Origin of the sequence: Hydrogenibacillus sp. N12 (assembly GCF_019645935.1) — a bacterium.
Classification (GTDB): Bacteria; Bacillota; Bacilli; order Thermicanales; family DSM-22653; genus Hydrogenibacillus; species Hydrogenibacillus schlegelii.
On the sequence record NZ_CP080953.1, the window covers coordinates 480049 to 506656 of the forward strand.

The window sequence follows — 26608 nt, forward strand, 5'->3', positions numbered from 1 at the left end:
TGCGGTATAATCTTTTTGTGGTATCATCGGACTGGGACAACCGGAGAACCGGGCGAGGGTCGCCCGGGCCGCGCGGGAGCCGGGGCAGCCGGCTGAGAGTGCAGCCAGAGGCGCTGCAGACCGCCTGAACCTGATCCGGTTCGGACCGGCGGAGGGAGCGGCGTTCGGGAATCCGGATGCGGCGATCGAGGGGCGAACGACAGGTCGATCGGGCGCGTTCGGAACCGAAATTCGGATTCGTGAAAACGCCATCCGAAGATGCCGTCCCCCGCCGGAGAAGGTGGGGGTTTTTTGATGCGGGATTTTCGGATGGACGATCGGGACCCATCCGCCGGCGAGCGGGCGGAGAACGGAAAACCGGGCGGGCGGACGGCGGCGATCCTCTCCGCCATCGCGGCGGAAAAGGAAGCGCTCGTCCGGCGGGGGCCGGAGCTGGAGCGGACGGGGCTTTTGCCTGACGAACTTGTCGCGTGGATGCGGTCGCTTCGGCTTTTTAAGCTGTTCGTGCCGGAGGCGTTCGGCGGTGCCGGGCTCACCCTCGGGGAGGCGGTCCGGATCTACGAGGCGCTGTCGGCCGTCGACGGGAGCCTCGGGTGGCTCGCCCAGATCGGTTCGGGCGGCGGGTATTTTGTGCCGTCGTTTCGGCCGGAGATCGCCCGGGCCTTTTTCTCGCCGCCGGAGGCGGTGATCGCCGGGACGGGGCATCCGGCCGGGCGGGCCCGCCGGGTGCCGGGAGGCTACGTCGTCAGCGGCCGCTGGCGGTACGCGAGCGGGGCGCAGTATGCGACGCTGTTTACCGCCAACGCGGTCGTGGAAGGAAGCGCGCCGTCCGAGGAGGGCGGCGGTCCGGCTTCCGGCGGGGCGGCCGCCGGGGCGAAGGTTTCCGGGAACGTCGTTCGGGCGTTTGCCTTTTTCCCGGAGGAGGTCGAGCTTGAGCGGGACTGGTCGGCGTTGGGCATGGTGGCGACCTCCGGGTGGACGTTTTCCGTCCGGGAGCGGTTCGTGCCGGAAGAGCGGTCGTTCGTCGTCGGGAAGGCGCTTTGGGATCCGGGGCTTTTGGTCTATCGGCTGCCGTTTTTGTTGTTTGCCGAGGCGTCGATCGGCGCCGTCTGCATCGGGCTCGGCCGGGGGTTTTTCGAGGCGGCGCTCGGGGAAGACGCGCCGACGGAGGCGGAGGCCCGGGAGGTCGTCGAGCGGCTCCGGGCGGAAGCGGACGACGGGCGGCTCCTCTTTTTCGCCGCGGTGGCGGAGGCGGAGCGAAGGCTTTCGGCGGGGACGCTCGACGAGGCGGCGGCGAGGCGGCTCGGCGGGGCGATGCGGCGGGCGGCGCACGCCCAGCGGTCGGCGGTCGTTCGGGCGCTCCCCTTTCTCGGCATGCGGGCGATCCGGCCGGAGGGGCAGCTGAACCGCCGGTTTCGCGATCTGGTGACGGCCTGTCAGCACGTCGTGCTCCGGCCGGCGCCGCCGGCGGGATGAAGCGGCCTGATCTCCGACAAGCGCTTCGCTGCCGAACGACGCCCAGACGGTTCACCAACGTTCGGCCGTCCCGGCCGCCCGGGCGGGCCGGGCGACGGGAAGGGGGGCGAAGATGCCTGGGGATGAAGCCGGGGGCGAGGGCGGTCGCCGGCCCTTTTGTCGCGCCACGGCGCGCCTTCGCTCGTCGGGCCGGGCGACAGCGCGCCTTCGGCCGGAGGGGCGCGCCGGGGGAGCGAGCGGCCGGTTCCGATGGGAAGCGGTTTCGCTCGGCGTTTTGTTGCTCGGGTGGGAAGGGGCCGTCCGGGCGTTTCACGTGCCGGCGTGGCTTCTCCCGGCGCCTTCGGCGGTGGTGCGGGCGCTCGGGGCGGAGCGGACGGTGCTCCTGGATCACGCCTCGGCGACGGTGACGGAAGCGGCGGTGGGGCTTGTGCTTGCCGCCCTTCTGGCCGTCGCGGTGGCGACGGCGATGGCCTTTTTTGCCGCCGTCCGGGCCGCCCTCTATCCGCTGTTCGTCGTGTCGCAGACGGTGCCGATCATCGCCCTGGCGCCGCTCGTCATCGTGTGGTTCGGCTACGGCATGTTGCCGAAAGTGCTCGTCGTGGCGCTGGTGACGTTTTTTCCGCTGGCGGTGAGTCTGGCCGAAGGGTACCGAACGGCGGATCCCCGCCGGCTCGCGCTCCTTCGGACGATGGGCGGCGGCCGGTGGGCGGCGTTCCGCTACGTCCTCTGGCCGTCGGCGCTCCCGTCGTTTTTTGCCGGGCTCAGGATCGCCGCGACGTACAGCGTCACCGGCGCGGTGATCGGCGAGTGGCTCGGGGCGACGAAGGGGCTCGGCGTTTATCTCATCCGGGCGTCGAAGTCATTTGCGACCGAGCGGCTGTTTGCGGCGATCGCGGTCATCGTCGGGGTGAGCCTCCTCTTTTTCGCGGCGGCGGAGTTTCTGGCCCGCATGAGCCTGCGGGGGCGCCCGACGTTGGACGCGGCGGATCGGGGGTGAACCGAAAGACGGGCGGGGAAACGGGACGAAAGCGGGATTTCGGCGCACAAGTTGAAGCGGAATGCGGGGTCCATGCGGAATGAGCGGGATCATGCGGAAAGGGCGCGTCAATCCGATGAAAAATTGCGCGTCTGCGCGATGAGACCTTTTTCATCAAGGAGGCGACGGCGGTGCGTGGGATGATGAAGGGGTGGGCGTTCGCCCTGGCGGTCTTCGGAGCCCTGGCCCTGACCGCGTGCGGAGCGGGAACGAAACAAGGGGCGCCTTCGGAGGGGGCGGCGCGGGAGTCGGTGACGGTGATGCTCGACTGGTATCCGAACACGAACCACCTCGGCCTGTACTGGGCCCGGGAGAAAGGGCTGTTCGCGGCGGAGGGACTGGACGTGTCGATCGTCCAACCGGGGGAAAGCGGGGTGGCGCAGGCGGTGGCGGCCGGTCGGGCGGATTTCGGTTACAGCTATCAGGAAGAGGTGACGTATGCCCGGGCGAGCGGCGTGCCGGTTGTGTCGCTGGGGGCGCTGTATCAGCACAACACGTCGGCGTTTGCCTCGCTGAAAGAGGCGGGCATCCGCTCGGTCCAGGACTTCGAGGGGAAGCGCTACGGGGGCTGGGGATCGCCGACGGAGGAGGCGGTGCTTCGGGCGCTCATGGCCAAATACGGCGCCGATTTTTCCAAGGTGAAGATGATCGTCCTCGGGCAGGCGGATTTTTTTGCGACGATCGGCAAGGAAGCGGATTTTGAGTGGATCTACTACGGCTGGGACGGCATCGAGGCGGAGCGGCGGGGGATGGCGCTCGATCTTCTGTTCCTCAAGGACCTCGATCCGGTGTTCGATTATTACACGCCGGTGATCATCGCCGGGGAAGCGATGCTCGAGAAGCGTCCGGAGACGGTGCGAAAGTTCATGCGGGCGCTCGCGAAAGGCTATCAGGCGGCGTACGCGGATCCGGAGGCGGCGGCCGAGGTGCTCCTTCAGGCGGCGCCGGAGTTAAACGGCGAGCTCGTCCGGCGGTCCGCGGCGTACCTCGCCGGCGTCGATGCGAGCGACCGGGCCGAGGGCCGGCCGTACTGGGGCCATCAGAAGCGGGACGTCTGGGCGCGGTTTGCCGACTGGATGCATGCATCCGGGTTGATCGAGCAGCCGATCGACGTGGATCGGGCGTTTACGAACGATTTTCTTTCCTCGGACGTCAAGTGAGGACGTCGAGGATGGGCGCCGGCCGTCCGCTCGTCCGCGGCCTTGGGACGCTCCGGCGGACCGCTCGGGTGGGGGCCGGGGAACGGAGGTGAGGCGCATGGCCGGCGGCGGGGAGGGGAGCCCGGCCGGTCTGGAGATCTGCGGGGTGCGGAAGGCCTTTCCGGATCCGAAGCGGCCGGACGGAAGGCTGAACGTCCTGGACGGGATCGATCTCGCGGTGCCGGCCGGCCGTTTTTTCGCCCTCGTCGGGCCGAGCGGGTCGGGGAAAAGCACGCTGCTCGATATCGTCGCCGGGCTCGTTCGGCCGGACGCGGGAACGGTGCATTTTTCCGGCGCGCCGATCGACGGCCGGCCGGGGACGGCGGCTTACATGATGCAGGACGATCTTCTCTTTCCGTGGCAGACGATCCGGGAACACGTGGCCCTGCCGCTCATCGTGCGGGGGGTTCGCCGGCGGGAGGCGCTCCGGCAGGCGGAGGCGCTCCTTCGCGATTTCGGCCTCGGAGCGTTCGTCGACCGGTATCCGTCGGCGCTTTCGGGGGGGATGCGGCAGCGGGCGGCCCTCGCTCGGGCGCTGGTGCAGGGGACCGCGCTCGTGCTTCTGGACGAGCCGTTCGGCCGGCTGGATGCCCTGACCCGGGCGTCGCTCCAGGAGTGGCTGGAGGGGGTGTATCGCCGGGAGCGGCGGACGATCCTCATGGTCACCCACGACGTGGAAGAGGCGCTGTATCTCGCCGATCGGATCGTCGTCTTTTCGCCCCGGCCGGCCCGGGTCGTCGACGTCGTCGAGGTGCCGTTCGATCGCCCGCGGACGCGGTCGCTTCGGGCCGATGGGGCGTTTGTGCGCCTGAAGGCGGCGCTCCTCGAACGTCTGCTGGCGTTGCTGCCGGAACCCGGCGATCGACCGGCCTCGGCCCCGTTCCGGTAGTCCCGTGCCGGGGGCACCGCTCCGGGCCGGATCGCGGGCGGCAATGCGACCGGCACGCCGCGGCACGGTCGTTCGGTTTCGGACCGGCGGGGTTTCCGTTTGCGGGCCGGCCCGGCTCCCGGATCGCGGGCGGCGCGGCTTCCGGCTCGCCGTTCGGCGCGACTTCCGGTTTTAGGCCGAAGCGGCTTCGGTTTTCCCCGGGGAAGGCTTACGGGGCTCCGTCCGGCGGGTGCTCTCTTTCCGCGAAAAAGGGACGTCGTCGCTTGGATGTGCTATCATGGAGCCGAAAGGAGTGAAGGAAGCGGCCCATGCGGACGGCCATCGGAGCGGCGGCGCTTCTTTTGGCCCTGTACGCCGCCTATGTCGGCCTATCGTGGACGGTCTTTCGGATCTTCGGCTGGAAGGTGTTGAAGCGCCGGAGGGGGGAAGCCGGGTTTCCGGTCTATCTGACGTTTGACGACGGGCCGCATCCGGTGTATACCCCGCGGCTTTTGGATCTTTTGAAGCGGTACGACGCCCGGGCGACGTTTTTCGTCGTCGGCGAGGCGGCCCGGCGGCACCCGGAGCTCCTTCGGCGGATGATCGCCGAGGGGCATGCGATCGGCCTGCACAACGAGCGGCACGTGCCGAACTGGCTCGTGCCGCCGTGGCGAACGGCGCGGTCGCTTGGACGCCTGCAGGCGGAGATCGAGGCGATCACCGGCCGCCGGCCGGTCCTCTACCGGCCGCCGTGGGGGCTCATCGGCCTCGCCGACGGGGCGGTGTTCCGAACGTTTCGCGTCGTCCTCTGGTCGGTGATGCCCCGGGACTGGGAGCGGCGGAGCGATCCGACGGCGATGAAGTGGCGGATCTTTCGGCGCCTGACGCCGGGGGCGATCGTCCTCCTCCACGACTCCGGCGAAACGTTCGGCGCCGATCCGACGGCGCCGGAGCGGATGCTCGCGATGCTGGAGGACTTTTTTGAAACCGTTCGCTCGGTCGGGCTTAAGATTCGGTTTTTGCCCCTCCCGGAAGAGGGGCCGCCGGTGCGGCCGGCCGGGGAGGCCGGGACGGAGAAGGTCGGGACGACGCTGCCGTGGCGGGTGCAGCTTTATTTCGCCTTTGAGGCGCTTCACCACCGCCTCTTTCGTTACCGGCCGCTTCTCGGGCCGGACGGGTTTTTGTACGTGGAAGATCGGCGGTATGCAGGGCCCCCGGTGACGCTGGAGGGGGAAAGCCTCCGGCCCGGGGAGCGGGGGCTCAACCTCCACTTCAACAACCGGCTGCTCGTGGAGGCGCTCTTCGCCGGCGGAAGCGAGTTCCGGCGGATGGTTCGTCTCAAGCGGGAGGCGGAAGCGGCGCTTCGGCTCCTGGCCCGCTACGCGATGGAAATGCGGCCGGAAGCGCGGGGCGTTTTCGGTTACTCGGCGCTTCACCGGGGGATCCGTCCCTTCGGATTTGCGGTCGTGCCGATGCGGCCGACGCCGCATCTCGCGCTCGCCGGCGCTTACATGCGGTGGCTTCTTCGGTTTTTGCATCCGGAGGGGGACAAGCGGCTCGAGGCCGGCGACGGGTTCGTCCCGCACTGGGTCGTCATGCCTCGGGCGGTGCTGCTTCGGCGCTACGGGCCGGCGGGGTCGTCCGATGCGCCCCGCCGGAATGAATCGATCCGCCGGACACCGTCGGCCGCGCCGAACGAAACGTTCAACCGGGAAGGGGCCAGAGCGCCGAATGCGGATCGATGAGAGCGAACACGGAATCGGATGCCTTCGGTTACGGTAACGTTCGTCCGGCCGCCGGCGGACGGAAGCGTCGCATCCCGGCGGGGCGAAGCGCCCCTTCGACCGGCCATCGGCAGGCTGGGGGGATCATCGCTCGGAAAGGCGGTTTCGGGGCTTCGGTCGGCGGAAAAGGTTCGGCCGGCCCACCCGAACGCGGGGCGGATCGGTCGAACGCCCTTCTCCCGGTTCCTGTAAAGAAACCGGGTTTTTTTTGAAGTCGGGGCGCTCGGGATCGGGGGCCAGGTCTTCGATGCCCGTCCCGGCTTCCGTGAAGAAAAAAAGATCCGGTACCGTTCCGGGGATCGTAGTCCGGCATCGAGGCGGGACGCGGCTTTTTAGGCGCGAAACGAGGCTTGACAGATCATGATTTTCAAATGATGATCATTCTACGGCGCGGCATCGGTGGTGGGCGCGGAACCGGCCGTGGGCGAGAGAGCGCCTTCGCCGAAGGCGGCTTCTTCGCCAAAGACGCTTGAGCTTCTTCCCGGAATCCATTCCGGGGATTCCCAAAAGGGCGGTTGGCGCTTGTTCGGCCGCCTGCCCTTTAGCTTCGGCACCGGATTCCGCTCCGGTTCTCCGAAGCCGAGGACCCGCGCCGCGGGCAAGTTCGGCCGGGATCTTTCGGGTTGACCCATTCCACAGGACAAAGGGGCGAGCGGCATGAACGGGTTGGATCAAATCGACGGATCGATCAAAGCGGCGGTCGACGTCTGGGTCGATCCGCGGCCGGCGGCGGAGGCGGCGGGGGGCGCCGCGGTCCGCTGGGACGGGACGCGGCCGATGCCCGTGCTTCGGGACGAGGGAGAGGCGTGCGAATTTATTCGGGGCATCCGGCGGGAGCTCGTCGCCCTCGGGCTGGGGAGCGCGCGGCGGGTCGGCGTTCTCGACGACGGGCTGACGCCCCGGCTCGCCCGGACGGCCTATCTGATCGGCCTGGCCGGCTGGGACGTCGTCCTCTGGCCGGGAGGAGGGCGGGCGATCGGGGGAATGGCGACGCGCGACCAGGCCGTGAGGCGTCCCCAGGGTGCGGGGCCCGGGCCGGTCGCGGCCGACGGCCAAGCCGCGGCGCGCTCTCCGATCGCGGCGGGCGGTGCGGTGCTGTCGGAACGCGATGCCGGTCCGCCGACGGCGGCCGGAGCGCGCCAGGCCGAAGCCGGCGCCGATCCGGCGGAGCTTCGGCCGTGGCGGCGGGAGTGGCTGCTCCTTCAAGCGGAGGCGGAAGCGCTCGCCCGGGCGGGGCGGCTTTTTGACGTCCGGAGCGCCGAGGAGTTTGACGGGACGGCCCATGCGCCGTGTTGCTCCGGCGGCGGCCGCATCCCGGGGGCACGTCACGCCCCGCTCGAGTGGTTTTTGGATCCGGCGGTCTTCCGGACGCCCGAGCGCCTGCTCTCCCGCCTCGGTCTTACCGCTTCGGAAGGAGCCCCCGTCGGCGTCTACTGCCACAGCGGCGCCCGGAGCGCCGTCGCCTTCTTTGTGCTGCGAGCGCTCGGGGTGCCGGCGCGCAATTATCTCGGCAGCATGCACGAGTGGCTGCAATTGAACGAAGCGGCCGTCTTTGTCGTCTGAGCCGCCCCGGCCGTCCAGGCCGCCCCCGCCAGCGCTCCGCTCCCGGGGCCGCCTTCGCCGGCGCCGGGCCGCAAGGCAGCTTTTGCCTTCGGGCCGCTCGGCGGCCGTCGGGTGGGAACGCCGCGCCTTTTGCGCCGTGCTTATCTTTTGAGAGGTCGCTTTCGTGGTTGGTCTCTTTCGCGTTCCGGCCGGTCGCGTTCGCTTTGAGTCGGTCGCCCTCGTTTCCGATCGGTTGCGTCGCGGCGCTTTTCAAGCGGGGGCGGAATCGGGCACGACCGGGCGGAAAAACGGCTGCCGTCATGGGATGGCAGCCGTTTCATGTTTCGGCGGCGGGGCAAGCGCGGCCCCGGTTTTGTCGCATGACATTTTGGCGTTTCCGGCAGTCGGAGCAGGGGGACCGCCGGCCGTTTTTCATCGCGTCGACGACCCGCACCTTTCACCGCGTCGACGACCCGCACCCGAAGTTCGGCGTTCGGGTCGCGCTGAAGCCGGGCGAGCGCCTCGTCCGGAACGGCAAAGCGGAAGCGGCCGCCGGCGGACGGCCCCCGAGCATGAGGGGCGTTTCGCCGAGAACGATCGGTGCGCCGGTGTTCCCTTGGATCAAAGCCTTCGTCCTTCGAGGGCATCGAATCCTGCGAAGCGGATTTCGTTCCGTCGGCTGCGTCCACCTCGGCGGTCCCGGTGAGGTCGACGGCGGTGAGGGGGAAAGGGGCCGGCGCGGCTCCGGCTTCCCGAAGGCCGCCCCGTGGCGCCGGGCGTCAGCGGCCGCGGATGTCCTGCCGCATGAAGAGGACGAACGACAGCCCGAAGAGGACGACGCTCATGGCGACGAGGCCGGCGATCTGCGGCCAGATGAGCAGAAGGCTCTGATCGAAGGGAAGGGGCGTCGGGATGGCGCCGATCGCCTGCTCGAGGGTGAAGGGGCCGAGGGCCCGAACGTCCGGCGAAAGGAGGATCGTCGTCGCCTCTTCGTAAAGCGTCACCGGCGAAAGGCGACTTAAGAACTGGTGCCGGCCGATCTCCCGAAGGACGTCGTCGACCGTGCCGCGGCCGGTGATCGGCGCGATGAGGTTGACGATCATCGGATAAAAGAGGCTGAAAAAGAGCCAGACCGAAAGCCCCGCCAGCACGCTCGTCGCCGCCTGCCGGAAGCGGATGGAAAAGAGGATGGCGAGGCTCTGCCAGACGGCGACGTAGACGGCGGTGACGAGAAGGAAAAAGACGATCCGGAGCACCTCCTCAGCCGTCGGCGGGATGCCGAAGACGAAAAGCCCGAGCCCCATGACGATGAAGCCCAGGGCGAGGAAAAAAACGCCGACGACGGAAAGGGCGGCGAACCACTTGGCGAGGATGACGTCGTCCCGGTAGATCGGCTGGGACAAAAGCCGGACGAGGGTGCCTTTGTTCCGTTCGCTGGAGATGGCGTCGAACGCCATGCCGAGGCCGAGAAGCGGCGCGAGGAAGCCGACGAAGGCGACGAACGACGGGAGCTTGCCGTCGGTCGTCGTAAAGAGCTTCAAAAAGAGCCCGGTGTCGCCGAGGGGCTGATCGGCCTGCGGCACGACGGAACGGATCGTCTGGGCGGCGGTGTAGAGGGAGGCGAGGGTGGTGAGAACAATGAGGGCGATCAGGATGTTGAAGCGCCACGAATGGAGGTGGTCGGCGACTTCCTTCCGGAAGAGGACGGAAAGGGACCGGCGCATCTTACGTCCTCCCCTCGAAGTAGCGGTGGTAGATGTCGTCGAGGCCGTACGCCCGGCGGGTGAGCTTCCTAAGCTCGGCGCCGGCGGCGACGACCGCCCGGGCGGCGTCGGCCGCCACGTCCCGGGTCGCTCGGACGACGGCTTCGCCGCCGCCGTCCGCCTCCCGCCGGACGTCGACGTGGGTCACGCCGGGAAGGCTTTGCAGCGCCTCCACGAGGCGGTCGTCGAGGGGCCGGGCGGCGACTTCGACGCTGAAGCGGTCGTCGGCGAAAATCTGCGCCGACAGCTCTTCCACCGTGCCGACGGCGATCAGCCGGCCGTCGACGAAGATGCCGACCCGGTCGCAGATCGCCTGCACCTGATGCAGGTGGTGAGACGAGAGGAGGACGGTGAGGCCTTCTTCTTTGCTGAGCGTCCGGATCAGCTGGAGAAACTCCCGCACGCCTTCCGGGTCGATGCCGAGGGTCGGCTCGTCGAGGATGATGACCTTCGGTTTTTTGATGAGGGTGTCGGCGAGCCCGAGCCGCTGCCGCATGCCCCGGGAGTAGGCGCCGACCTTTTTGTCCGCCGCCGCCTCAAGGCCGACCCGCCGGAGGAGCGCCCGGGCCGCCGCCTCGGCTTCCCGGTCGTTCTGGCCGTTTAAGCGGGCGGTGAGGACGAGGTTTTCGAGGCCGGTCAGGTCGTCGTAAAAGCCGACGTCGTCCGGGAGGTAGCCGACGACCTGCTTCACTTTGAGCGGCTCCCGGGTGGCGTCGATGCCGAGGATGCGGGCCGTGCCGTCGGTCGGCTCGACGAGGCCGAGCATCATGAGGATCGTCGTCGTCTTGCCGGCGCCGTTCGGTCCGAGGAGGCCGAAGACTTCCCCTTCGTAGACGGTCAGGGTGAGGTTGTCGACTGCCCGGACGGCGTCGTACTGCTTCGTGAGCCCCCGAAGCTCGATGATCGCCGACACCGTCACCGCCTCCCGTAGCGCTGAATGAGGGCGTAGAGGCCGGCGAGCACCCCGCCGATGATGAGGACCGCCACGACGCCCCAGAGGAGGCTCGTCTTCACCGTCACGCGGAAGGTGGCGCTGTCTTCGGCTTCCGGCGTCCGGGCGTTCATCGTGACGACGTAGTCGCCGGCGATCGCCTTTTTGTCGGCATGGATCGTCGCCGTGACGTCTTTCGTCTCGTTCGGCGCGAGCGTGTCGATGGTATCGGGGTCAAACTTGACGTCCCAGCCGACCGGGGTGTCGGCGCTGAGCTGGATCTTGGCGAGGGGCGCCGAGCCGGTGTTTTCCACCCGGAGCTTCACCCGCCGCTCGCCGCCGGCGGTGATGGACGTCGAGAGGACCTCGTCCGGCGTCGTGAGCTTGAGCCCGTACGTCCCCCGGATGACGACTTCGAGGGTCGTCTCGGCGCTCAAGTTTTTCGTCTCGGCCCGGACGGGGATTTTGTACGTGCCGGCCTCGATGCGGCTCGGCGGGTTGATCGAGACGCGGATCGTCTTCTGGCCGCCGGGGTCGACGCTGACGGAGGTGACGTCCTTTCCTTCGACGGTGAACTGGACGTTCCACCCGGGTTCGGCGTCGGACCGAAGGGCAAACGTCTGGGCGTCGGGGGTGCGGTTTTTGAGCTTGAGCTCGTAGTTGAAGGTCGACTTGTTCGTCCCTTCCATGTTCGGCTGGTCGGTCGAAAGTTCCGCCTGGTACGTCCCCTGTTCGGTGACGTTCACAAAAAGCGGCAACACCGGCGCGCCGTCGGCGAGGAGGGCGACGCGGTACGTCCCTTTGTCGATCTTGAGCGGGACGTCGACGGTGAAGGTGACCGTCTCGCTGTCGTTCGGCCGGACGGCGATCTCCTGGATCTTGTAGCCGCCGGCGGTGAGGTTCGTCTCCCAGCCGGACGGAGCCTGGGCGGCGAGCTTCATCCGCCGGATCTCGCCGGTCGTGTTTTTGATCTCGATGCTGTAGGTGATCGTCTCACCGGGGGTGACGGCGACGTCGGTGTACGGCGTGAAAAAGATGACGCCGGCCGGCGCCGCAAAGGCGGGGCCGGGGAAGGCAAGAAGAAGCGTCCAGAGAAGCGCCGCCAGGGCGGCCGTCATCGCCGGGACGGCCTGGACGGCCTTCACCGAGCGAAATCGAGGCATGGGCATCCCTCCGTCCTGTTTGCCTGCGCCTATGGGGTGGCGGGATTCGGGTAGCGTTCCATTCTGAGTACGACCGCCGGCGACCGGCGGATGATGCAAATGTTACCTTGACGGGCCCTTGAGCCGGGAAAGGCGGTGCGGTACGGTAAAGGACAGGAATTGCGACCGGCGAACGGTTGACCGTTCAGGGGAGACGGCGTCGGGCGGGGGTGTTTTTCGAGGAAACGGCTTTTTCCGAGTCAACCGCCTTTTCCGAGCAAGCGGCGAGGGGGACGCGATCGGCGCCGGCCCGGAAAGGAGGGGGACGATGGAGGCTGGCCGCGGCGGCGGGAAGGGGCGGATCGATCCGGCGACGTTTGAGGCCGTCTACCGGAGATATGCGCCGGCGGTCTATCACGTGGCGCTGGCCATCCTCGGCGATCCGGCGCTGGCGGAAGACGTGACCCACGACGTCTTTCTGGCCTGGCTGAAGGCGCCGGAGCGGTACGACGCCGGCCGGGGCTCCCTCGGGGCGTATCTGCTCGTCATGGCCCGCTCCCGGTCCCTCGATCTCCTCCGGCGGTCCCGGCGGGAGCGGGCGGCGGCCCAACCGGCGGCGGCCCGGGCGGTCGATCCGTGGGAGGCGATCGAGCGGCGGCTCTGGGCGGAGGGGCTCAGGCCGGCGCTCATCGCCGGGCTTTTCGAACTCAGCGAGGGAGAGCGGGCGGCCGTGATCGGCCATTACGGTCTCGGCCTGTCCCACCGGGCGCTGGCGACGGCCCTCGGCCGGCCTCTGGGGACGGTGAAGTCGCAGCTCCGAAGCGGGCTGGGTCGCCTGCGCCGGTCGCTCGGCCGGCTGGGGCCTTGGGGTCCTCCGGGGCCCTCCGCACCGGCGCGTGGGGGGCGATCGCCCCTGTCGGGGGAGGGCGGGGGGCTCGGGACGGCGGGGCCGGGGGCGGGAGACGGGCGATGAGGGACCGCGGCGCTTTTTTCGTTTTTCCGGCGCCGGGGGCGTGCCCGCCGGAGGAGCGCTGGGTCGACTGGGCCCTCGGGCGCCTCGGGCCGGAAGAAGCGGCGGCGCTCGAACGGCACGCCGCCGGCTGCCCGGTGTGCGCGGAAAGGCGCTCGGCGTGGGCGGCTCTGGCGGCGGCGCTTCCAGAGGCGGCGAGGGTCGCCTACGCCGGGATCGACCCCGGGGTCAGGCAGGTTGAAGCGGGGGCCACGCCGGAGGACCGGGCCGGGACGGCGGACGGACCGCCCGGCGCCGGAGATCACCTCCCCCCGATCGGAACGCCGGGATCGACCGGGCCGGACGGGTCGGTCCGCCCGGTCGGAACGGACGGGACGGCCGGATCGGCCGATCCGGCGATCGCCCGCCGGCTCCGGCGCCTGTCCCGGAGGCTTCGGCGGGAACTCCTCCGGCTTCGGCTGGGCGTGGCGGTCCGGCAGGCGGTCGTCTGGCTCGGCGGGGCGGCGCTCGTCGTCGCCGGCGCCTGGCACCAGATCGGCCCAAGCTTAGCGGTTCAGACGGCGCCCACCGCCACCGCCTGGCCTCCGGTCGTCGCCGACGCGGGCTGGGGACACGCCGATCGGGAGATCGCCGCCAGAGCGCCGGCGATCGGAGCGGCGGCAGGCTTTTCGGAGGCTGAGGCGCCCCTTGAGGGGGCGGAGGCCAGGCGGCCGCCATCCGGAGGGACATCGGCCCGTTCGGCGGCCTTCGTCGCCTTCGGCACCGGCTTCGGGGACGGGACGCCGTCCGGCGCCGAAGCGGCCGAGGCGATTGCCCGACGGGCCGGAGGGTTCGGCCGGCCGGCGGCTGAGGCGGCCGCTTCGGGATGTGCGGGCCCGGCGGCCGTCGTCTTCGTCTCCGATCCCGGCCGGCGCTTTCATCCGGCTGAGGACGGCGAGGGGCCGGTGGCGGTGGTCGTCTTCTGCTTGGAGGAGGTAGGGAACGATATGGGCGAACTTCCTGAGCCGGGCCGCCCCGCCCGACCGTTCGGGGGCGGGCGATGAGGCGCGCGGAGGCATGGGGCCGACGGGGGCTTTTGGCCCTGCAGTGGTTCTGGATAATGCTCGCGAACGCCCTCGTCGTGCCGCTCGTCGTCGGCCATGCCTTCGGCCTGTCGCCGGCGGAGACGGCCCGGTTTCTTTCGGCGACGTTCGTCGCCTCCGGGCTCGGGGCGCTGGTGCAGGGGCTTTTCGGCCACCGGCTGCCGATCATCGAAGGGCCGGCGGGGCTCTGGTGGAACGTGTTTTTGCTGGCGCTCGAGACGAACGCGGCCCTCGGCGTTCCGCCGGAGGCGGTCGGCCGGAAGCTCACCGCGGCGATGCTGGCCGGCGGGATGGCCCTCTTCGTCCTCGGGCGGCGGGGGCGCCTCGCCCTTTCCCGGCTTTTTACGCCGTTCGTGCGGGGCGTGTTTATGCTCGTGCTGCCCCTTTCGATGAGCGGGGCGTTCGTCCGGGGGCTTTTTTGGGACGTCGGGTCCCCCCTCGGGGTGGCGGCGGCCCTTTCGGTCGTGGTCGTCGCCCTCGGCTTCGCCCTGTCCCGCCGTCCCGTCTTCAGGGCGTATTACGCCCTCTGGAGCGTCGTCTACGGTTGGGGGCTTTTTGCCGCCCTGGAGGCGGCGGGGCTCCTTCGGCCGGGGGGCGCCGGCGGGGGCGGGGGGACGGGGACCGGCGGGTTTTCGGAAAGTGGGTTTTCCTTTCCGGGTCTTTTTTTCTTCGGCCCGCCGGAGGCCGATCCGGCGGCGATCGTCCTCGGCGTCGTGACGGCGATCATCCTGCTTTCCAACGTCTACGCCAGCGTGTTTGTGACGGCGGAGGCGGCGGGAGTGCCGGCCGAAGAGCGGCCGGCGCGGGCCGCCCGGGGGGCGTGGGCAAGCGGGGTGAGTCACGTCCTTTCGGGGGTGTTCGGCGTCGTCGGGACGGTGCCCCTTTCGATCTCCGCCGGCGTCATCCGGCTGAGCGGGTCGGCGGATCGGGGGGCGTTTTTGGCCGCGGCGGTCGGCATGGGGCTCGTCGGCGGGTTTCCGCCGGTCGTCGGGTGGCTGGCGGGCATGCCGCCGGCGGTCGGCTACGCGGTGCTCTGGGTGACGTTTACCCAGCTCGTCGGCTTCGGGCTGGCAGAACTGAAAGGGCTTCCGGCGACGCCGGCGTGGACGGCGGCGGTGGGGCTTTCGGTGATGCTCGGCGTCGGCATCCTCTTCCTGCCGCCGGATGCCCTCGGGGCGCTTCCGCCGGCGATCCGGGGGATCGCCGGCAACGGGCTCATCGTCGCGGTGCTGGCAGCGATCGGGCTTGAACGGCTCATGGCGCCGGTCCTTCGGCGGGAGGGGTAGTCGCCTTCGGCCCGGGCGAGGTCCCGGACTCCGACGTTTTCGCCGGCCCGAAAGGGCCCCCGGGCTCCGGCGCTTCCGTCGGTCCGGACTTCGTCGGCCCGGAGGCCCGCCCGGTTTTGGGCAGCACCGAAACGAACGGATGGCCGTCGATCCAGAAGCGCCACGGGTAGTGGCGGGCTTCTTCTGCGTAGTCGATGCCGATGCGGGGGCCTCGGGCGATGCGCTCCGGGGGGACCGGATCGCCGGCGGCGATATAAAGCGGCGGGGCGAAAAGGGGCAGGCCGTAGTGGGCGGTCGTGATGCCGAGGGCCCGCGTCAGGCGGCCCGGGCCGGCGGTGAGGCGGGTCCGTTCCGGGGGATCGTTCCGCCGCCGGCGCATCAGGGCTTCGCCGAAGATCGGCTCCACCGCCCGGATGAGCACCGCCTGGGGCTCTCCTTCGGCGCCGGCGGTGACGTTCAGGCAGTCGTAGAGGCCGTAGATCTTGTACACGTAGCTGAAGCCCGGCGGCCCGAACATGATCCGCGTCCGGCGCGTCAGGCGGCCGCCGTAGGAGTGGGCCGCCTTGTCGTGGGGGCCGAGGTAGGCTTCCGTTTCGACGATGCGGCCGGCGGCGACGCCGTCGGACGCGATGTGAACGAGGATCTGGCCGAGGAGCGCCCGGGCCAGCTCGAGGGTCGGTCGCGTGAAGAAATCCGGGGATACGGGCGGGTGGGCGTCCAGCCAGGCCCGTTCGGCGTCGGTCAGCGGTCGGGAATCGCTCATGGTCTCCCTCCTCGCCTGCCCAGTATAGCCGACCGAAGGCGCCGGTCAAGGCGGGACCGCCGGAAGCGCCGGTGGCCGATGGCCGGCTTATGAATGAATGTTCATTCATCAAACGGCCGGCGTTGTAAAACGCTTTTTATGCAAAACATTTTTTGTGCAAAACATTTTTTGTGAAAGAAGGGACGCCGATGAACGCTGGGGGAGAACGGATCCGGCGAATCGCGCTTCCGACGCCCTTTCGCGTCGGCGACGTCAACGTCTATCTCATCGAGGGCGAGGGGCGCGTCCTCGTCGACACGGGCCCGGAGACGGACGAGGCGTGGGCGGCGCTTCAGGCGAGGCTTCGGGAGGTCGGCCTGAAGGTTCGGGACCTGGATGCGATCGTCCTCACCCACCACCACATCGATCATGTCGGGCTGGCGGCCCGCATCCTGGACGAAAAACCGCTCCCGGTGTACGCCCACCCGCAGGCGGCGCCCTACGTCGGGAAGGCGGAAGCGTTTTTGGCGGAACGGGCGGCGTTCATGCGGACGCTGTATCAAAAATCCGGCGTCCCGGAGCCGCTCATCGCGGAGGCGGAGGAGGTCTACCGGGCGTATTTGCGCTTTTTCCGGCCGGTGCCGGCGATCCGGCCGGTGCGGGAAGGGGCGACGCTCCCGGAGCTTCCCGGGTGGACGGTGCTCGAGACGCCGGGCCACGCGCCCGATCACGTGGCGCTGTTCCGCCCGGACGAGGGGCTGCTCATCGGCGGCGATCACCTTCTTCTGCACATCTCCTCGAACGCCTTTGTCGAACCGGCGTACGGGACGCCGCTTCGTCCCCGGTCCCTCGTCGTCTACCGGGAGGCGCTGGGGCGGCTGCTGGATCTCCCCATCGGGCGGGTTTTGCCGGGGCACGGCGAGGCGGTTGCGGAGCCGGCGGCGCTCATCCGGGAGCGGCTTCGGCAGCAGCTCGAGCGGGCGGAACTGCTGCGGGGGCTTCTCGCGGAGGAAGCGACGGCCTTCGGGCTTTCGCAGCGGTTGTTTCCCAAATTGTTCCGGACGGAGCTTCCCCTCGTCCTTTCGGAAGTCGTCGGCCACCTCGATCTCCTCGTGGAGCTCGGCCGGGCGACCGTCGAAGACGGGCCGATCATCCGGTACCGGCCGGCCGACTAAATCGGCATAATTCCCCTCCGACCGGTTAGGTTAAGCGTGAAACACGCCGTCGATCGGAGGGATCGGGATGATCGGAAAACGGAAGATCTGGGCCGCCGGGCTGTCGGCGCTCGTCGCGCTGGCCGCCTGCTCGGCACCGGGCGGCCAGGAGCGGGCGGCGGCGCCGGACCGAGGGCCGGGGGAGGCCCGCGTCGCGCTTGAGACGGTGGCGGCGAAACTGGCGGAGACGGCGTTTCAGTTCGACGGGGAGGTGCACTGGCAGTCGAACGGCGGCGGAAGTCAGCCGGCCGCCCTCTTCCGCGGGAGCGCCTCGCCGGAAGCGTTTTACGTGCGGCTTTCGGTCACGCCGGAAGACGGCGGCTATGCCGACGACATGGAGTTTTTCGCCCGGGGGGATCAGGTGTTTCTCCGGTTTGCCGACGAGGTCGACTGGCATCCGGCCGAAGCGGATCGGGCGGTCACCCTTCAGGAGCTGGCCAACTGGGACCCCCGGGCGCATTTCCGCCGCATGGCGCATCTCGCCGGGAAGATCGAGTGGGGCTCTCCGGAACGCTTCACGGCGCCGGTGGAAGGGGAGACGGCCTTCCTTCAGGTCGTTCTCGATCCGACGGCGATGCGGGCGGAGCTCGCTCAGAAGGCAAACCGCCGGGCGCCGGAGACGCCGGACGGCGACGCGGCGGTGGAGCGGCTTTCGGCCGGTTCCCGGGTGGACGATCGCTCGGTGGACGGCGATGAGGCGCTGTCGGGGACGTACCTCATCGCCTACGACCGGGCCACGGGGCTTCCGAAACGGGTGGAATACGTCGAGCGGGCGGTGTATACGGAAGACGGTCAGCGGAACGACGATACGACGCGGGTGGTGTTTACGTTCCGCCGCTTCGGCACGTTTACGCCGCCGGACTTGACCGGCATTCCGGGAGCGCCGGCCGGCCGGTGATCGCCGCCGGGGCGGTCCCGGAGCGGGACGCCGGCGGGAAGGCGTCGGCCGGGCAGTCGGCGCATCGGCCCTCGTCGGCCCCTTCGGCCGCGGTCGACGCTTCGGCCCGGGACGGGCCCCTCGGACGGATCCGGCGCACCGGACCGGGGCGCCGGTTTCAAGGCGCCGTCTCCGGCGAGCCGACCGCGGATCTTTCGCCGGCAGAGCGGCAGGATTTTGGCCGGCGGTGTCGAATCTCTTGATCGAATCAGCCCGGAATGTCGACTTCGGTCGATGTCCCGGGCAGAGGTTCGGCCGAAAGGAGCCGCGAGCGGATGAGACGGTTGCGGGCGGTCGCGCTGGGGGCGGCGGTGGCGCTCAGCCTCGGGTTCGGCCTGCCGGGGCAGACTTTGAAATCGCCGGCGGCATCGGCCGCCGGCGTACAGGCCGGATCCGGCGGCGCGTCCGGGACGACCGAAGGCGTCGTCGATCGGGAGGCTTCGGTCGTCGACCGGGAGGCCGTGCTTTCCGCCGAAGACCGGGAAGACGTCGAACGGGCGGTCCGGGAGATGCCGTATCCGGTCGTGCTGGAGCTTTGGGCGAGGGCGCCGGCGGTGCCCGACCGAGAGGCGCTTGAACCGCCGCCGGACGGGCTCGCCCTGCGCTATATCGCCGCCGACCGCCGGCTAGAGGTTCGGATCGGCGCCTCGCTTCGGGCGCGGGGGATGTCGGAGGCGGCGGCCGACCGGGTGATCGACCGGTATTTTGCCCCCACGCTGGCGAGCGACGGACCGGCGCCGGCCCTCATCACCGTCCTTCGGGCGCTTGCCGATGCTGTTTCGGAGGCGGCGTCTGCTGAAGCGCCGCCCGCGGCAGGAGAGGCGTTCGACCGCGCGTCGACCGGGCCGCCGGCTCCCGGCCCGCCGGCGGCCCCGGCGGAAGGCGGTCAGGGCGCCGGGGTGCGGGCGATCCGGTGGTCCGAAGCGGTGCCGGTCCTCCTCCTCGGCCTCCTTCTGGCTTCGGCCGGATACGGCGCCTTTCAGTACCGCCGCCTGCGGCGCCGCGAGCAGGATCTGCGCCAGGCGCTCGCGGCGGCCCGGCGTTCCCTCGAAGGGGCGGCTTTGGCGCTTTTGCCGGCGTCGCCGGACGGCGATCGGGCGGCGGAGCATAGGCGGCGGACCTTTGAGCGCCTCCTCCGGGCGGCGATTCCGGAGGCGGAAGCGGCGCTTCAGGAAGGCGGACGGGCGCTCGGGACGTTTCGCCTTCTCCGGGCGGAAGAAGAGTTCGCCTTTGTGGAAGCGGTGCTCAAAGAGCTGGAGTCGCTTTTGGACCGAACGCCTCCGGCGGACGGTCCTTCGAACGGGGCGGCGGAGGCCGAAACGGACGGAGGACCGGAAGCGTTCGATCCGATCCGGAAAGCGGAGGCGCCGGAGGCCGGCGAGGCGGACGGGGCCGCCGATCCGCCGGAGGGAGCCGGTCCCCCGGGGAGCGGCCCGACGCCGGAGTTGGAGCGGCCGCCGGCGCTTGGCGGGGACCGGCCGGGCCCGGCGGCGGCGGAAACCGCCGCGGCGGGTGTTCCTTCCGCCGCGAAAGACGCGGAGGCGGCGGTTTTGGCCCTCGAGGCGGCGTGGCAGGCGTATCGGAAGCGAAGCGGCGTGGAGATGCCGCAGGTTGAAAAGCGGCTGAAAGGGCTTCTGGCCGCTGCCCGGAGCGGTCCGCTCGCTCCGGAGGCGGAGGCGGAGCTTCGGGCCCTCCGGGCAGATCTCGAGGCGGCGGAAGGGCTCATGGCCGAAATCGAAACGCGCCTTCCGGAGGCCATCCGCCGGCGGGAGGCGCGGCTTCGGGCGCTTCAGGACACGGGCAAGGTGGCCGCCCAGGCGGAGCTCGAGCGGGCGCTGAAGGGGCTCAAGGCCCGGTGGAATCGCCTCTGGCCGCTCTGGGCGGACGGCGATTTTGCGGCGGTTCGGGCGACGATCGCCGAGATCGAGGCGGAGCTTCAGGACGTCGACCGGCGGCTTCAGGCCGAAGGGGAAGCCCGCCGGGGCATGGACGCCCGGTACGCCGAGGAACGGGCGGCGGAGGCGGCTTATCGGGCGGCGGTGGAGGCGCTCACGCACCGGCTGGCCGCCCTCGCCCGGAAGTTCGTCCTGGACGATGCGGCGCTGACGGAGGCGCTCGCGCGGCTCGAGGATGCCCGGAACGCCTATGCGGCGGCGTTTGCCGAGCTGGAACGGCTCGTTCGGGACGGGCATTTTGCGCTGGCGGAGGGGCAGGCGGACGCCCTCATCGCCCGGCGGAAGACGGCGGAACGGACCCTGGCCGAGGCGATGGAAATCGTGCAAACGCTGGAGAACCTCGAGGCGGCGGCGCGGGATCAGGTGCAGGACGACCGGGCGCGGCTCGTCTACGCCCGGCAGGAGGCGGAGCGGGCGATGTTGCCGGAACTCGCCTCGGCCTTCCGGAGCGACTTCGAGCGGGCCGAAGCCCTCCTTCAGGCGGTGCTCCTCCGGCTCGACCACCGGCCCCTTTCGGTGACCAAACTCCGCGAGGCGCTGGCCCGGGCCCATGCCGAGGCGACGGCGGCGGCGGATGCGCTTCTCGGCCGGCTGGAGGATGCCCGGCGGGCGGAGGCGATCATTGCCCGGCTGAACCGCTTTCGCCTGCACGATCCGGACATCGGCCGCTATCTCATGCAGGCGGAAAACTGCTTCCGGGATCGGGCGTTTGACAAGGCCCGGGCGTATGCCGAGGCAGCCTGGGCGATCGCCGAAAAAAAGCAGGCGGCGCTCCAGTGAGGAGGCCGCCTGAAGCGGGCGGGGTTCCGCCCGCCGGCGTCGGTGGGCGGGGGAGGGTTCGCCATACGATATGCCGCCGCCCGCCCGGCGGTCACCGCATCGGCAGAGATTGGGGGGGAACGAATTCCGCCTCTGGGGTCAGGCTAAGGAAGGGGTGATGGCCGTGCCGTGGCGCATCATCCTTCTCGGAACCGCCATGGCCGAGTTGGCCGCTTTGGTCCTGTCCCGGCGGCTCCCCTGGTGGGTGAAGGCCCTGAAGGCCGTGGCCCTCACCCGCCCGAGCGTCCGGCGGCTCGTGTTTCACGTCCGCCTGGACTGAGGTCGCCGGCAGGCCGCCGGCCGCGTCCATCCTTGCCATGCCCCCGGAGGTGACGGCATGGAGGAGCGGAAACCGGACGAAGCCGGTCGCCCGGCGGAAGAAACCGGCCGGGCCGGCGTCGACGGGCAGAGCCCGGCGGATTCGGCGCCGGCCGCCGTCGACGAGGCCGGCCGCCCGCCGGAGGGGGCGGAAGCGGCCGGACCGGTCGATGACCGGTGGGCGGCCGGCGCGGCGGACGCCTGGCCGCCGGCCGAAAACGCCTACGGCATCGACTGGTACGGGATGGCCGGCGTCGACGGCGTGCGGCGCTTCGGCAACCCGGACGCGGAGGCCGAGACGTCGTATGAGCTCGCGCCGAACGTCCCGGAGGCGGACGACGCCGGCGGAACGCGGGCGCAGGAAGACCGGCCGGAGAATCGAGACGCCGAGCCCGCGGAAGGGGGGCGGGGGATCGGCATCGCCGCCCTCGTCGTGGCGATCCTTTCCCTCCTTTTTGCCCCGTTTCTCATGGGGCTCGTGGCGATCGGCCTCGGGTACTGGGCGTATGCCCAGGGGAGCCGCGCCCTCGGTCTCTGGTCGATGGGCATCGGCGCGCTGGCGGTGGTCATCGCGCTGTTTGCCCGGTTTGTCTTCCCGCCGGTCGTCTGACGCCGCCCGACCGCCCTGGATCCTTCCGCCCCCGGCGCATTCGGGGGCGGAAGGTTTTTTTCGTTCCGAGTTCCCCTCCGGGGCCGCCTGCCCGACGGCGAACCGAGGACGGATCTCGATGGCGGACCGAAGGAGAGGATCGATCGGGGGCAGGGACCCGGTTCGAGCGAAAGGCTCGGAATGTGTTAAGATGAGAGGGTGAAGGCAGGGGATGGCCGTGATCTACCTCGACAATGCCGCAACGACCCGGCCCGATCCGGCGGTCCTCGAGGCGTACGCCCGGGCGGCCGCCGATGTGTTTGCCAATCCGGCGTCGCTGCACGGGCTGGGGGCCCGGGCCGAGGCGCTCGTCGAGGAGGCCCGGGCGCAGGCGGCCCGTTTTCTCGGCGTCCGGCCGGAAGAGATCGTCTTTACCTCCGGCGGCACGGAAGCGAACAACCTGGCGCTTTTCGGCGCGGCGCGGGCGTACGCCGGCCGGGGGCGGCATATCCTCGTCTCACCGATCGAACATCCGTCGGTCCGGGAGGCGGCGGAGGCCCTCGCGCGAGAGGGGTTTTCGGTCGAGCGGCTTCCGGTCGACCGGTACGGGCGCGTCGATCCGGACGCCGTTGCCCGGGCCCTCCGGCCGGAGACGATCCTCGTCAGCGTCATGGCGGTCAACAACGAGCTCGGCACCGTCCAGGACCTCGTCGCGATCGGCGAGCGGGTGAAAAAAAGCCGGGCGCTCTTTCACGTCGATGCGGTGCAGGCCTACGCGGTGATGCCGGTTCGGCCGGCGGCGTGGCAGGCGGACCTGGTGACGCTGTCGGCGCACAAGTGGCACGGGTTAAAGGGGATCGGGCTTTTGTTCGTCCGAAAAGGGGTGCGCCTCGTGCCCCTTCTTTTCGGCGGCGGGCAGGAGCGGGGGCTTCGGCCGGGGACGACCAACGCTCCGCTCATCGCCGCGACGGCTCGGGCGATGCGCCTCGCGGAAGCCGCCCGGGAGGCGGCGGTCGAGCGGTTCCGCCGGCAGCGGGCCCGGCTCATCGAAGCGGTGGAGGCCGCCGAAGGAGAGGTGCTGTCGCCGCCGGACGGAGCGCCTCACCTGCTCGCGGCGGCCTTTTCGCCCGTGCGGGCGGAGACGCTCGTCCATGCGCTGGCCGACGCGGGAATCTTCGTCTCGACCCGCGCCGCCTGTTCGAGCCGGAGCCGGGAGCCGTCGGCGGTCCTCAAGGCGGTCGGGCTCCCGGAGGCGGTCCAGCGGTCGGCGATCCGGCTGAGCCTCGCCCGGGACGTCTCCGACGAAGACGTGGAGCGGGCGGCGGAGACCCTCGTCCGGACCGTCCGGCGGCTGAGATCGGTGCACGATGGGATGAGGTGATCGACGTGTATACGACGGTGCTCATTCGCTTTGGGGAGCTGGCCTTAAAAGGGAAAAACCGCGCCGATTTTGAGGCGCGGCTCATCCAGGACATCAAGCGGCGGCTCAAGGTGTATCCGGAGCTCGCCTTCTGGCGGACCCACGGCCGTCTGTACATCGAGCTGGGGGGGACGCCGTACGAGGCGGTGGCGGAGCCGCTTCAGCGCATCTTCGGCCTGATTTCATTTTCGCCGGCAATCCGGGTGCCGCTCGATCTGGAGGCGATCCAGGCGGCGGCCCTCCGGCTGGTGGAGGCGGCCCGGCCGAAGACGTTCAAGGTGAGCGCCCGCCGGACGGCCCGAGCGTTTCCGGTTCCGACGCCGGAGCTCATGAAGCGGGTCGGCGCGTACGTGCTCAAGCGGGTGCCGGGCCTGAAGGTGGACGTGCATACGCCGGAGCAGGAGGTCATGGTCGAAGTCCGGCAGGAGGGGGCGTTTGTCTACGACCGGGTCGTCCCCGGCGCCGGCGGGTTTCCGGTCGGGACGTCCGGCAAGGTCGTCCTCCTTCTTTCCGGCGGCATCGACAGCCCGGTCGCCGGCTGGTACATCATGCGGAAGGGCGCCGAGGTCGAGGCGGTTTACTACCACAGCCCGCCGTATACGAGCGAGCGGGCGAAGCTTAAAGTGGTGGAACTCGCCCGCCTCTTAAGCTTCTGGAGCGGCCGGGTGCGGCTTCGGGTCGTGCCGTTTACCGAAATTCAGGAAGCGCTCAAGGCGTCGGTGCCGGAGCCGCTTCTGACGACGTTCATGCGCCGGTACATGATGCGGATCGCCGAGCGGATCGCCGACGAGGTCGGGGCGCTTGCCCTCGCCACCGGGGAAAGCCTCGGGCAGGTGGCGAGCCAGACGCTGGAAAACCTTCACGTCATCGCGGCGGCGACGCGCCTGCCGGTGCTCCGGCCGCTCATCGGCCTGGACAAGACGGAGATCATCGCCCTGGCGCGCAAGATCGGAACGTACGAGACGTCGATCCTGCCGTATGAAGACTGCTGCACCGTCTTTACGCCGGCGCATCCGCAGACGAAGCCGAAGCTCGCGAAGGTCGAGGCGATCGAAGCCCGGGCGGGGCTCGACCGGGAAGGTATGATCGGGCGGGCGCTTCAGGGGACGGAAGTGCTGGAGCTTTCGCCGGAGACGCCGCCGGCGCGGTTTGAGGCGGAGCTGGAGCTTTATCTGTAGGAATCCCCCGCATCCTTAAAGGGGACGATTTGTTTTGAAGGGGAGCGGTCCGTTTCGGAAAGCGGCGGTCGGCCTGCGCCGGCGGCCCGGTAGAGGCGCCCCTTTTCGACGTATTCGCGCACGATGCGGGCGTGTTCCGCCCGGTCGGCTTCGGTCGTCTCCCGAAGGGGACGGGCCGGCCGTCCGATGACGACGGTGTGGGCCGGAACGCGGCCGCCGGGCGGGACGAGGGCGCCGGCGCCGACAATCGCTCCTTCTTCGACAACGGCGCCGTCGAGGACGACGGCGCCCATGCCGATGAGGGCGCCGCGGCGGACGACGGCGCTGTGGACGATCGCCCCGTGGCCGATGACGACGTCATCTTCGATGATGAGGGGCCGGTTCGGGCTCTGGTGGAGGACGGCGTTGTCCTGAATGCTCACCCGGGCGCCGATCCGGGTCGGGGCGACGTCGCCCCGGATGATGGCGCCGAACCAGACGTTCGTCTCCGGGCCGATCTCCACGTCGCCGCTTACGACGGCGCTGAAGGCGAGGAAGGCCTCTTCGGCGATTCGAGGCCACCGGTCGCGGAACGGATAGACGGGCATGGCGGCCCTCCTTTCGCTGGGAACGGGTCGTCGGAAAGCGCGGGTTGCGTCGGGACGCAAGGATTTCGCCGGGAAGCGCTGTTGACGGAGTGAGGCGCCCCGTCGGGCGCCGGCGGCGGGAGATCCGGCGAGTCCACAGGGGCGTCAAGACCCGGTGGCCCGTGCAAACGGGGCCGGCGGTCCGTTGAGCGGGGTTCGGCGGGGGATTCAGACGGGGTCGGAAGGGAGGAAAAACGGTGGATTATGTGGCTCGACGGGCGGCCCTGGCCGAAGCCTTTTCGGTCCAGGGGGCGCCGGCGCTTCTTACGGATCCGGTGTCGCTCCGCTATTTGACCGGTGTCCGCCTCGAGCCTCACGAGCGGTTTGTCGGCCTCGTGCTTCGGCCGAACCGGGAGGCGGTCTGGGTCGTGCCGGCGCTCGAGGCCGAGGCGGTCCGGGAAAGTGGCCTCGCGGCGATCGTTTACCGGGACGGCGAGGATCCGGTTCAGGCGCTGGCGCAGGCGTTTTTCGGGCCGCCGGCGGCCCTCTTTGTGGAAAAAAGCGTCCTTTCGCTCGCCCGGGCCGAAGCGCTTCAGGGGCGGTTTCCCGGCCTCCGTTTCCTCGATGCGACGCCGGCGGTCGTCCGCCTCCGGCGGAAGAAGGACGCGGCGGAACGCGACCGCCTCCGGGCGGCGGCGGCGCTCGCGGACGCGGTCCTGGCGGAGGTGCTTCCGGCGATCCGCCCCGGGATGACCGAGCGGGCGGTGGCGGCGCTCCTCGAAGCGCGGGCGCGGGAGCGGGGCGCCGAAGGCCTCGGGTTTCCGCCGATCGTCCTCACGGGGCGGCGGACAGCGCTCCCCCACGGCGTGCCGGGAGAGGTGCCGATCGGCCCGGGGCTTCTTCTCATCGACTTCGGCGTCGTCGTGGACGGCTACCATGCCGACATCACCCGAACGTACTGGCTCGGGGCGCCGGACGGGGTGTTTTTCGACCGCTATCGGGCGGTGCTCTCGGCGCAGGAGGCGGCCCTCAGGGCGATTTGGCCGGGGGCGCCGGTCGCCGAAGCGGACCGGGCGGCCCGGGCAGCGCTTCGGGCGCATGGGCTCGACGGCTTTTTTATCCACCGGCTCGGCCACGGGCTCGGCCTCGCGGTGCACGAGGCGCCGTCGGTCGACGGCGGGAACTCCGACCGGTTTGAGGTCGGGGATGCGGTGACGGTCGAGCCCGGGATCTATCACCCGGAGTGGGGCGGCATCCGAATCGAAGACGACGTCGTCGTCACGCCGGAGGGCCCGGAGATCCTGACCCGTTCGCCCAAGGCGGTGGAGGGGGTCGTCCTGCCGTAGGGCGGCGATTCGCCGTTCGGCCGGATCATTCGGGTGGCGGCGGTCGCCTCGCCCCATCGAATGCAAGACGATCCGAAAACGAACACAAGATGTGGCAGCGGCTTCGGTGAATGAGGCACCTCTTCTCCGCGGATTCTATGGATACACCGCGAGAGGAGGTGAGTGCAGGTGGCCCAGAACTCGCATCCCCGCAACACGAACCAGCTGGTCGTCCCGGGCGCGGCGGCGGCGATCGATCAGATGAAGTACGAGATCGCCTCCGAGTTCGGGGTGCAGCTTGGCCCGGACACGACCTCCCGGGCGAACGGGTCCGTCGGCGGTGAGATCACGAAGCGCCTGGTGATGTTTGCCCAGCAGCACCTTGCCGGCCAGCAGCCGCAAGGGTTTTAAGCGCATACGCTCGATGGAGCAGGCGGCGGACGGCGTTCGTCGCCTGCTTTTTTAT

22 protein-coding genes, 1 pseudogene and 1 riboswitch are annotated in these 26608 nt (G+C 70.1%); of the genes and pseudogenes, 18 read left to right on the top strand and 5 right to left on the bottom strand.

All coding sequences use genetic code 11. The features are described 5' to 3' along the window. Nucleotides 1-62 precede the first annotated feature (62 nt). Nucleotides 63-174: riboswitch (TPP riboswitch) on the top strand. 120 nt (nt 175-294) lie between these two features. The 6 genes from K2M58_RS02275 to K2M58_RS02300 all read left to right on the top strand — a co-directional run bounded on the left by K2M58_RS02275 (nt 295) and on the right by K2M58_RS02300 (nt 7926). After that, entirely contained in the window at nt 295-1476 is a 1182-nt protein-coding gene (locus K2M58_RS02275; protein ID WP_220678109.1) for an acyl-CoA dehydrogenase family protein, read from the top strand. A 112-nt stretch (nt 1477-1588) separates the two neighbouring features. Then, nucleotides 1589-2473, top strand: coding sequence for an ABC transporter permease (locus K2M58_RS12810; RefSeq protein WP_220678110.1), 885 nt, complete (start codon nt 1589-1591; stop codon nt 2471-2473). 179 nt (nt 2474-2652) lie between these two features. After that, nucleotides 2653-3672: an ABC transporter substrate-binding protein gene (locus tag K2M58_RS02285; RefSeq protein WP_252393572.1), complete on the top strand. Its 1020-nt coding sequence runs from the start codon at nt 2653-2655 to the stop codon at nt 3670-3672. Nucleotides 3673-3769: 97 nt separating this feature from the next. Then, nucleotides 3770-4600, top strand: a complete 831-nt coding sequence (locus tag K2M58_RS02290; protein ID WP_252393573.1) for an ABC transporter ATP-binding protein — start codon at nt 3770-3772, stop codon at nt 4598-4600. Between the two features lie 308 nt (nt 4601-4908). Further along, nucleotides 4909-6324 carry a polysaccharide deacetylase family protein gene (locus K2M58_RS02295; RefSeq protein WP_220678112.1) on the top strand — a complete coding sequence of 472 codons (1416 nt, stop codon included), beginning with the start codon at nt 4909-4911 and terminating at the stop codon, nt 6322-6324. A 696-nt stretch (nt 6325-7020) separates the two neighbouring features. Then, complete coding sequence (locus tag K2M58_RS02300; RefSeq protein WP_220678113.1) at nt 7021-7926, top strand: sulfurtransferase; 906 nt, start codon at nt 7021-7023, stop codon at nt 7924-7926. A 758-nt stretch (nt 7927-8684) separates the two neighbouring features. Here the strand turns inward: K2M58_RS02300 and K2M58_RS02305 are convergent. The 3 genes from K2M58_RS02305 to K2M58_RS02315 are packed head-to-tail and all read right to left on the bottom strand — an operon-like array spanning nt 8685 to nt 11762. Further along, nucleotides 8685-9629 carry an ABC transporter permease gene (locus K2M58_RS02305; protein WP_220678114.1) on the bottom strand — a complete coding sequence of 315 codons (945 nt, stop codon included), beginning with the start codon at nt 9627-9629 and terminating at the stop codon, nt 8685-8687. Between the two features lies 1 nt (nt 9630). Continuing rightward, on the bottom strand, nt 9631-10587 hold the full coding sequence (locus K2M58_RS02310; protein ID WP_220678115.1) for an ABC transporter ATP-binding protein: 957 nt from the start codon (nt 10585-10587) through the stop codon (nt 9631-9633). Continuing rightward, nucleotides 10584-11762, bottom strand: a complete 1179-nt coding sequence (locus tag K2M58_RS02315; protein ID WP_252393505.1) for an NEW3 domain-containing protein — start codon at nt 11760-11762, stop codon at nt 10584-10586. Before K2M58_RS02315 ends, K2M58_RS02310 begins: the two co-directional genes overlap by 4 nt. Nucleotides 11763-12069: 307 nt before the next feature. Between K2M58_RS02315 and K2M58_RS02320 the strand changes: the two genes are divergently transcribed. Genes K2M58_RS02320 through K2M58_RS02330 form a run of 3 tightly spaced genes read left to right on the top strand, consistent with a single transcriptional unit; the run spans nt 12070 to nt 15079 of the window. After that, nucleotides 12070-12714, top strand: a complete 645-nt coding sequence (locus tag K2M58_RS02320; protein WP_220678116.1) for an RNA polymerase sigma factor — start codon at nt 12070-12072, stop codon at nt 12712-12714. Further along, nucleotides 12711-13754 carry a zf-HC2 domain-containing protein gene (locus K2M58_RS02325; protein ID WP_220678117.1) on the top strand — a complete coding sequence of 348 codons (1044 nt, stop codon included), beginning with the start codon at nt 12711-12713 and terminating at the stop codon, nt 13752-13754. The genes K2M58_RS02320 and K2M58_RS02325 overlap by 4 nt, the downstream gene beginning before the upstream one ends. After that, the gene (locus tag K2M58_RS02330; protein ID WP_220678118.1) at nt 13751-15079 is read left to right on the top strand and encodes a purine/pyrimidine permease; all 1329 of its coding nucleotides are present in this window, start codon (nt 13751-13753) and stop codon (nt 15077-15079) included. The genes K2M58_RS02325 and K2M58_RS02330 overlap by 4 nt, the downstream gene beginning before the upstream one ends. A gap of 127 nt (nt 15080-15206) precedes the next feature. Here K2M58_RS02330 and K2M58_RS02335 read toward each other — a convergent pair. Then, a pseudogene (locus tag K2M58_RS02335) lies at nt 15207-15842 on the bottom strand (DNA-3-methyladenine glycosylase); the annotation flags it as partial. A gap of 188 nt (nt 15843-16030) precedes the next feature. Here K2M58_RS02335 and K2M58_RS02340 point away from each other — a divergent pair. From K2M58_RS02340 to thiI, 7 genes are all read left to right on the top strand, one after another. Next, on the top strand, nt 16031-16996 hold the full coding sequence (locus tag K2M58_RS02340; protein WP_220678120.1) for an MBL fold metallo-hydrolase: 966 nt from the start codon (nt 16031-16033) through the stop codon (nt 16994-16996). 67 nt (nt 16997-17063) lie between these two features. Next, entirely contained in the window at nt 17064-17933 is an 870-nt protein-coding gene (locus K2M58_RS02345) for a hypothetical protein (RefSeq protein WP_220678121.1), read from the top strand. A 314-nt stretch (nt 17934-18247) separates the two neighbouring features. Further along, nucleotides 18248-20707 carry a septation ring formation regulator EzrA gene (locus tag K2M58_RS02350; protein WP_220678122.1) on the top strand — a complete coding sequence of 820 codons (2460 nt, stop codon included), beginning with the start codon at nt 18248-18250 and terminating at the stop codon, nt 20705-20707. Nucleotides 20708-20864: 157 nt separating this feature from the next. After that, nucleotides 20865-21026, top strand: coding sequence for a hypothetical protein (locus tag K2M58_RS02355; protein WP_220678123.1), 162 nt, complete (start codon nt 20865-20867; stop codon nt 21024-21026). A gap of 57 nt (nt 21027-21083) precedes the next feature. Further along, nucleotides 21084-21674, top strand: a complete 591-nt coding sequence (locus tag K2M58_RS02360) for a tetraspanin family protein (protein ID WP_220678124.1) — start codon at nt 21084-21086, stop codon at nt 21672-21674. A gap of 211 nt (nt 21675-21885) precedes the next feature. Then, complete coding sequence (locus K2M58_RS02365; RefSeq protein WP_252393506.1) at nt 21886-23034, top strand: cysteine desulfurase family protein; 1149 nt, start codon at nt 21886-21888, stop codon at nt 23032-23034. Beyond that, nucleotides 23031-24251, top strand: coding sequence for a tRNA uracil 4-sulfurtransferase ThiI (gene thiI, locus K2M58_RS02370; protein WP_252393507.1), 1221 nt, complete (start codon nt 23031-23033; stop codon nt 24249-24251). Before K2M58_RS02365 ends, thiI begins: the two co-directional genes overlap by 4 nt. Here thiI and K2M58_RS02375 read toward each other — a convergent pair. Then, entirely contained in the window at nt 24242-24838 is a 597-nt protein-coding gene (locus tag K2M58_RS02375; protein ID WP_220678125.1) for a gamma carbonic anhydrase family protein, read from the bottom strand. The two genes, thiI and K2M58_RS02375, sit on opposite strands and share 10 nt — an antisense overlap. Nucleotides 24839-25074: 236 nt before the next feature. Between K2M58_RS02375 and K2M58_RS02380 the strand changes: the two genes are divergently transcribed. Both K2M58_RS02380 and K2M58_RS02385 read left to right on the top strand, forming a co-directional pair. Further along, nucleotides 25075-26163, top strand: a complete 1089-nt coding sequence (locus K2M58_RS02380; protein ID WP_220678126.1) for a M24 family metallopeptidase — start codon at nt 25075-25077, stop codon at nt 26161-26163. Nucleotides 26164-26331: 168 nt separating this feature from the next. Beyond that, a complete protein-coding gene (locus tag K2M58_RS02385) occupies nt 26332-26553 on the top strand; it encodes an alpha/beta-type small acid-soluble spore protein (RefSeq protein ID WP_220678127.1) in 222 nt (73 codons plus the stop codon). The last annotated feature ends 55 nt before the right edge of the window (nt 26554-26608 follow it).